Below are 6,945 nucleotides of genomic sequence, written 5' to 3'. Positions count from 1 at the left end.
CGGGCGGTTGGCGTACTGGCGGGAGCGGCTGGCCGGGGCGCGCGGGCCGCGCGAGGCGGCGGCTGAGCTGGACGCGTTCGCGGCCGCGCTCGTGCCCGGGTGGGAGCCGGACCGGGCGGTCGAGCGGGCGGTTGCCGCGCTGGGGCGTGCGCGGGGGGCGCGACTGCCGGAGCTGGCGGCGGAACTGGGGCTCTCGGAACGGCAGTTGCGCCGTCGGGTGACGGACGCGGTCGGCTACAGCCCGAAGACCCTGCACGCGGTGCTGCGCTTCCAGCGGGCGCTGACCCGCGCGCGGGGCGGTGACGGTGACGGGGGCGGGGACAGGGGCGGCGCCGGCGGGGGGCCGGGGCTGGCGGAGGTGGCGCAGTGGGCCGGGTACGCCGACCAGGCGCACCTCACCAGGGAGGTGCGCCGGTGGGCGGGGGTGCCGCCGACGGTGCTGCTGGGCCGGGAGCCCCGGGGTCAGGACCCCGACGCGTCGTCGTAGGCGCGGAGGGTGATGAGTGCCTGGAGGGTCACGCCGGGGCGGGCCTCGGACTCGGTGCTCGCGGACCAGCGCGCCCAGTGGATCTGCCAGCCGCCGTCCGGCTGCTGGGCGGCGGCGAGGTGGTCGAGGCCGCGCGTCAGCTCCTGCTCGGTGAACCAGTCGCAGGCCAGGCTGTCGGGTGTGCGGGCGTAGTCGTGCGGCAGGTGGTGCTCGCCGGGCGCGTAGCCGGGGGCGATCCGGGCCTCCTCGGGCCGGGCCGGGTCGAGCAGCACGATCCGCTGTTCGCGGACGAGTGCGCCCAGGCGGGCGGCCGCGTCCCGGGCCCAGGCGGTGTCCGGGACGGCGTCGAGGAAGCGCAGCGCGGCGCCCGCCTCGTACGGGTGGGTCTCGCGGAGGTTCTCGACGGCGGTGCGGCAGAAGGCGGTGGCGGCGGTGAGCCACGGGTGCTCGATGCCCTGGCGTAGCAGCGGGGCGACGATCTGCCCGGTGGCGAGCAGTTCGCCGACGGGCTTCGCGCCGTCCTCGGGTAGCGGCATGAACGGCGGTCGCGGGTAGGGCCGCAGGCTCGGCAGGGCGACGGGCACGCCGCCGTCGGGTGCGGCGACCCCGGCCAGCCAGTCGCAGACGAGGTGGGCGCGGGTGTCGTCCAGGACGCCGGCCTCCTCCATGGCGAGCAGCGCGGTCGGGACGGCGATGGGCTGGGAGGCGGGCCCGCGGACGTCCGGTTCGAGGCCGTAGGCGAAGAGTCCGTCGGGGGAGTGGTGGGCGTTGAGGGCGGCGAGGACGCCGGCGGGGTCGGGTTCGGCGCCGAACAGGTGGGCGAAGCGGCGTTGTTCGAAGACGCGCCCTGAGGTCCAGATGAAGCGGGCGGCGGCGTCGAGCCTGGTGGCCGTGAGGCGTGTGGTGCGGGTCATGGTTCGACCGTAGGCGGCGCGGGCGCGGTGGTCTTGAACGATTCGGACGCGTCGCAAGCGGTGCGGGAGCCGGTCGTGCGGGCCCAGTGGGCCCGCAGCGGGCGGTAGTCGGTGACCGTGACGCCGTGCTCGGCGAGCAGGTCGCGGGTGCGCGGGTCGAGCAGGAAGGCGTGGTCGGAGCGGCGCACCCGCCATCCGCCGTCGCCCGCACGAGTGGCGGGGGTGGCGAGGCCGGGGTGGACGGCCCACTCGGTCAGGCCCGGGCGGAGCGCGGCGAGCAGCCGGGCGTAGTGCGCGGGCTTGTCGTCGAGCGGGACCGAGAAGCTGTCCAGGAAGGGGTGGTCGACCACCGGCAGCCCGCGGGCGCGCAGGCGTTCCAGGGCGGGGGCGAGCCAGATCCGCACGGCCAGGCCGTACTCGGCGCCGAGCGCGAGCGCGAGGTCGAGCAGGTCGGGGCGGCCGGCGTCGGCCAGGCAGTGGAAGTCGAGGTGGGTGGGGTGCGGTCCCGGGCCGGCGGCGGCCTCGATCTGGGCCCGGAACTCCCGTTCCACGTCGTCCGCCCGGGCCCGGGCCAGCAGTCGGGCCCGGCCGTCGGGGGTGGCGGGGAAGAGCCGGCCGGCGGGGTCGAGCAGCGAGGGGACGGCGGCGGCCGGGGCGACCGGGCCCCAGCGGTGGCCGGGCTCGTCGGTGTCGCAGACCAGGGTGAGGTGGATCCCGAACGGCAGATGGGGGCGCTCGCGCAGCAGGCGCAGCGCGTGCGCGGATCCCGGGCAGCCGGTCATGAGGCTGCAGGAGGCGGCGACGCCGTGTTCGACCGCCTCGACGACGGCGAGGTTGACGTCCTCGTTGAGGCCGAAGTCGTCGCAGTTGAGGAGCAGCAGGCGGGTGTCCGGCGGGTGGCCGAGCAGTTCGGTGGCGAGGGGGGTCGGCTGGGTCGTGTCCGCGGTCCGCCGGGGAGGGCCGGGCCGTGCGGCCCCCGCGGCCGGCGTGCTCCCCACGGGGCTCAGCCCTCGCGGGCTTCGCGGCGCCGGCGCTTGCCGAGCGGGGCCTGGGAGAGGTCCTCCGCCTGGGAGCGGAGGTTCTTGTAGCCGTAGCCGCGTTCGTCGAGCCAGGCGCGGGCGGACCGCTCGGCGCGGTCGGTGGCGTCGAGGATGTCCTCCTCGGCCTCGCCGGTGTCCTGGTAGCGGAAGGTGAAGACGGCGCGGGCGTTCAGGTCGTAGCTGAGGTGGCCCTCGGGGGTGAAGGCGGCGAACAGGATGTCGTGCTCGGCGGCGCGGGACCGCAGCTCGGCGTGCTGCTCCGGGGTGAGGCCGTCGAAGACGCCGCGGACGGTGATGCGGAACGTGCGGGTGGTCATCCGGCGAGCGTATGCCGTGTCCGGCGGGTGGGCGACGGGTTTTCCGGGCGGGCGGCCTCGCTGGGGCGGGCGGACTCCTCGGGGCGGGCGGTCCCCTCGGGACGGACGGACTCCTCGGGACGGACGCCGGGGTCGGCCCGGACGCAGCTGTAGGGGAGCGGCGGGAAGCCGTTGAACCCGCGCGTGGTGTAGGAGGTGACGTAGGCGCCGCAGGAGAGGATCCACACCGGGTCGCCCGAGGCGGCGTCCCGGGGGACGGGCGTGCCGGCGCCCTCGTCGGCGTAGGCGTCGTCGCTGTCGCAGCTGGGGCCGGCGATCACGGCGGGCACGGTCGGTGCCCCGGGGTGGGTGGGGAACTCCAGCGGGTAGCGCAGCTCGTCCATCTCGTACAGGCCGTTGAACTTGCCGCAGCTCAGGTAGAGCCAGTGGGAACGCTCGCCGCTCAGCTGCCGGCGCTCCGTCAGCCGGGTGACGTGGGCCCGGATCGCGCCGTGGTCGGCGACCAGGTGGCGGCCCGGCTCCAGCAGGACATCCAGCGGCCCGGCGGAGACCTCGCGCAGGTGCTGCACGCCCTCCCGGATCACCGCGAACATCTTGTCCACCGGGGGGTGGAGCGGTTGCCCGCCCCGGTTCAGTACGCCGAGCGCGGGCAGACCGCCGCCGAGGTTGACGTGGTCCAGCCGGATGCCGAGCCGGTCGGCCTCCATGATCAACGGGGCGAGCATCTCCAGCGCGTACTGCCAGGCCTCGGCGGTGAGTTGCTGCGAGCCGACGTGCGCCGAGAGGCCGGACGGGACCAGTCCGGCGTCCCGGGCCGCCGCGAGCAGCGGGACCGCTTCGTCGGGTGAGCAGCCGAACTTGCGGCTCAGCCCCCACAGGGCGCCCTCGCCGGTGGTGGCGAGCCGGCAGAACACCCGGGATCCGGGGGCGTGTTCGGCGATCGCGGCGACATCGGCCAGGCTGTCGGTGGCGAAGTCGCGCACGCCGAGCCGGTACGCCTCGGCGATCTGCCGGTCGGACTTGACGGTGTTGCCGTAGTGGACCCGCTCGACCGGCACACCGGTGCGCAGCGCCTGGGCGATCTCCTGCGGCCCGGCCGCGTCGAAGCCGGCGCCCCGGGCGGCCAGGCAGGCGAGCACCTCGTCGACCGGGCAGGCCTTCATCGCGAACCGGACGTCGACGCCCGGCAGTTCGCTCAGCAGGGCGTCGTACTGGGCCTCGATGCCGTCGAGGTCGAAGACGATCCGGTCGTCGTCGGTGGCGGCCAGGGCGGCGCGCAGGCGTCCGTAGTCAGGCATCGTCGGTGCTCCGGCCGGCGCTGTGGGCGGGTCTGGGGCGGGCGTCCTGGAACAGGTGGCCGTCGGGCTTCGGCATCACGGCTCTCCAGCGTCGGGGTCGGGGGCGCCGGGTCGGGCGTCGGGTCGGTCGGGGGCCGCGCGCCGCGTGGAGGGAGGGGCGGCAGGGCATGGCGGTGCGGGGGCCGGGGCCCCGGTGGGAGTGGTGAGGGAGGGTGGTGCGGGCGTCCGGTGAGGGGTGCCGATGCCTGTTCAGGCCTCGGCAAACAGGACGTGGCCCTACGGTGGACTAGACCAACTTTGAGTGTCAACCCTCGCCACTCCCGCCCCATCCGGCACGCGCCGGCGGCTCGGGACTGATCGGCCTTGACCTGCACCGGCGTTCGAACGGGGCGGATTTGTCGCCGCGTCAGGTCGACGGGTCGGCGGGGGAGTGCCTGTTCAGGCAGGCGGGGCTACCTCAAGGGGCAGAGGGGTGCGCGGTGCGCGGACGGGTGGGTTGATGTGCACCTGGCGGTCGGGGTGAGCGGGGAGGTCGGGCGTTGTTCCCGGATCGGCCATAGGTTCGCTCTATGACCTCATAGATCCACACCGCCTACAGTGGCGAGGTCCGGCACGGTTGGGTGGGTGTGGGTCACCCTCGCCAGTCCGACCTGCCACGTCCGCTCCCGTTCGGAGGACCGTCCGCCATGACCCGCCCGATCCGCGTCGCGATCGTCGGCGCCGGCCCCGCCGGCATCTACGCCGCTGACGCCCTGCTGAAGTCCGACGCCGCCCAGCAGCCCGGGGTCTCCATCGACCTCTTCGAGCGGATGCCCGCGCCGTTCGGGCTGATCCGGTACGGCGTGGCGCCCGACCACCCGCGGATCAAGGGCATCATCACGGCGCTGCACCAGGTGCTGGACAAGCCGCAGATACGTTTGTTCGGCAACGTCGACTACCCCTCCGACCTCGCGCTGGACGACCTGCACCGGTTCTACGACGCCGTGGTCTTCTCCACCGGCGCCATGGCCGACCGCGCGCTGGACATCCCCGGCGTCGGGCTCGACGGCTCCTACGGCGCCGCCGACTTCGTCTCCTGGTACGACGGCCACCCGGACGTGCCGCGCGAGTGGCCGCTGGAGGCCGAGAAGGTCGCCGTGCTCGGCGCCGGCAACGTCGCCCTGGACGTCGCCCGCATCCTCGCCAAGACCGCCGACGAGCTGCTGCCGACCGAGATCCCGCCGAACGTCTACGAGGGCCTGAAGCGCAACCGGGCGCTGGAGGTGCACGTCTTCGGCCGCCGCGGCCCGGCCCAGGCCAAGTTCAGCCCGATGGAGCTGCGCGAGCTCGACCACTCGCCGAACATCGAGGTGATCGTCAACCCCGAGGACATCGAGTACGACGACGGCTCGATCGCCGAGCGGCGCGGCGCCAAGCACGTCGACATGGTCGCCTCGACCATCGAGAACTGGGCCATCCGCGACGTCGGCGACCGCCCGCACCGGCTCTACCTGCACTTCTTCGAGTCCCCCGTGGAGGTGCTCGGCGAGGACGGCCGGGTGGTCGGGCTGCGCACCGAGCGCACCGAGCTCGACGGCACCGGCAATGTGCGCGGCACCGGCAACTTCACCGACTGGGACGTGCGGTCCGTCTACCGGGCCATCGGGTACTACTCCGACGAGCTGCCCAAGCTGCCGTTCGACCCGGTCTCCGGCACCGTCCCGAACGCGGCCGGCCGGGTGCTCGCCGCCGACGGCTCGCACCAGGACGCCGTGTACGTGACCGGCTGGATCAAGCGCGGGCCGGTCGGCCTGATCGGCCACACCAAGGGCGACGCCAACGAGACCGTCGCCTGCCTGCTCACCGACCACACCGAGGGCCGCCTGCCCGGCGCCGCCGAGCCCGACCCGGAGGCGGTCGTCGGCCACCTGCGCGAGCGCGGGGTGCGGTTCACCACCTGGCAGGGCTGGCACGAGCTCGACGCCCACGAGCGCGCGCTGGGCGCGGCGGAGGGGCGCGAGCGGGTCAAGGTGGTGGAGCGCGAGGAGATGCTCCGCCGCAGCGGGGCCTGACCGGCCGGGCCCGGGCCGTCGGGCGCTCGGGTCGTCAGGTCGTGGGGCCGTCGGTGCTCGGGCCGTCAGGCCTCGGCCGGCGGCGGGGTGAGGACGACCGGCCACGCGTCCTCGCCGGCCAGCACGTCGTCCAGCGCGAGCCCCGGGCCGGCGGTGAACACGGCGGTCGCGGTGTCGGCCCGGGCGTACAGCTCCGGGTCGACGGCCGCGTCCGCGCGCAGCACCAGCGCCGCCTCGGGCGCGGCGGGGGAGCGCTCCGGGAAGGCGGCGGGGTCGGCGCCGATCTGCTGGAGCGTGAACGGGTACGCCGCCACCGAGACGGTCAGCCGGTCGCCGTCCAGGGCGTGCTCGGCCCAGCCGTCGGTGGGCAGCAGGTGGAACGCGCCGTCCCCCTCGTGGCCGTACCAGCCGAGCTTCGCGACGGCCTGCTCCCCGGGCGGGCCGTCCGGGTCGACGAGCAGCGCCACCACGGGCGCGTCCGGGTCGTCGGGGTTGATGCCGCTGCGGACGTAGAGCCGGGCCACGGGTGACCTCCGGTCGGGGCGGAACGGGTGGAACGGGGGCGCGACCACGCTAGCGGGTGGCTAGGACAGGTCGCGGCGAGGGTGGTTGTCCGTACTGTCGCCTGTCATGGACGCGAATTTAGCGCCCCCTCGGCGGGTCCGACAGAAGAAGCGCGGGCTCCGGATCAGGTGCCGTCCCGGCCGTCCGCTTCCGTCCGTACCGCGCCTACTCTGTGTACCGTACGAGAACGCGGAACGAAGGCGGACGACATGATCGGTGCGGTGCTGATCGGCATTCTGGCACTCGTGGTCGGGGGCTGTGTGTGCGTGGTGTG

The 6,945-nt window shown here is 74.9% G+C and carries 7 protein-coding genes; 2 read left to right on the top strand and 5 right to left on the bottom strand.

Features of this window, described 5'->3' with window-relative positions; all coding sequences use genetic code 11:
- The coding region (locus ABD308_RS24870) for a helix-turn-helix domain-containing protein (protein ID WP_344338766.1) at window positions 1-487 on the top strand (487 nt) is incomplete at its 5' end.
- Here the strand turns inward: ABD308_RS24870 and ABD308_RS24865 are convergent.
- Genes ABD308_RS24865 through ABD308_RS24850 form a run of 4 tightly spaced genes read right to left on the bottom strand, consistent with a single transcriptional unit; the run spans window position 463 to window position 4,056 of the window.
- Complete coding sequence (locus ABD308_RS24865) at window positions 463-1,401, bottom strand: hypothetical protein (protein ID WP_344338765.1); 939 nt, start codon at window positions 1,399-1,401, stop codon at window positions 463-465. The two genes, ABD308_RS24870 and ABD308_RS24865, sit on opposite strands and share 25 nt — an antisense overlap.
- A complete protein-coding gene (locus ABD308_RS24860) occupies window positions 1,398-2,399 on the bottom strand; it encodes a ChbG/HpnK family deacetylase (protein ID WP_344338763.1) in 1,002 nt (333 codons plus the stop codon). The genes ABD308_RS24865 and ABD308_RS24860 overlap by 4 nt, the downstream gene beginning before the upstream one ends.
- Window positions 2,400-2,404: 5 nt before the next feature.
- The gene (locus tag ABD308_RS24855) at window positions 2,405-2,758 is read right to left on the bottom strand and encodes a DUF6204 family protein (RefSeq protein ID WP_344338760.1); all 354 of its coding nucleotides are present in this window, start codon (window positions 2,756-2,758) and stop codon (window positions 2,405-2,407) included.
- Entirely contained in the window at window positions 2,755-4,056 is a 1,302-nt protein-coding gene (locus tag ABD308_RS24850) for a type III PLP-dependent enzyme (RefSeq protein ID WP_344338758.1), read from the bottom strand. Before ABD308_RS24850 ends, ABD308_RS24855 begins: the two co-directional genes overlap by 4 nt.
- A 686-nt stretch (window positions 4,057-4,742) precedes the next feature.
- Between ABD308_RS24850 and ABD308_RS24845 the strand changes: the two genes are divergently transcribed.
- Window positions 4,743-6,107, top strand: coding sequence for an FAD-dependent oxidoreductase (locus ABD308_RS24845; protein WP_344338757.1), 1,365 nt, complete (start codon window positions 4,743-4,745; stop codon window positions 6,105-6,107).
- Between the two features lie 65 nt (window positions 6,108-6,172).
- Here the strand turns inward: ABD308_RS24845 and ABD308_RS24840 are convergent, their stop codons facing one another.
- Entirely contained in the window at window positions 6,173-6,631 is a 459-nt protein-coding gene (locus ABD308_RS24840; protein WP_344338756.1) for a hypothetical protein, read from the bottom strand.
- Window positions 6,632-6,945 lie beyond the last annotated feature (314 nt).

Source organism: Kitasatospora putterlickiae (genome assembly GCF_039527695.1).
GTDB classification, from domain to species: Bacteria; Actinomycetota; Actinomycetes; order Streptomycetales; family Streptomycetaceae; genus Kitasatospora; species Kitasatospora putterlickiae.
This window is presented reverse-complemented; position numbering and strand designations above follow the sequence as displayed.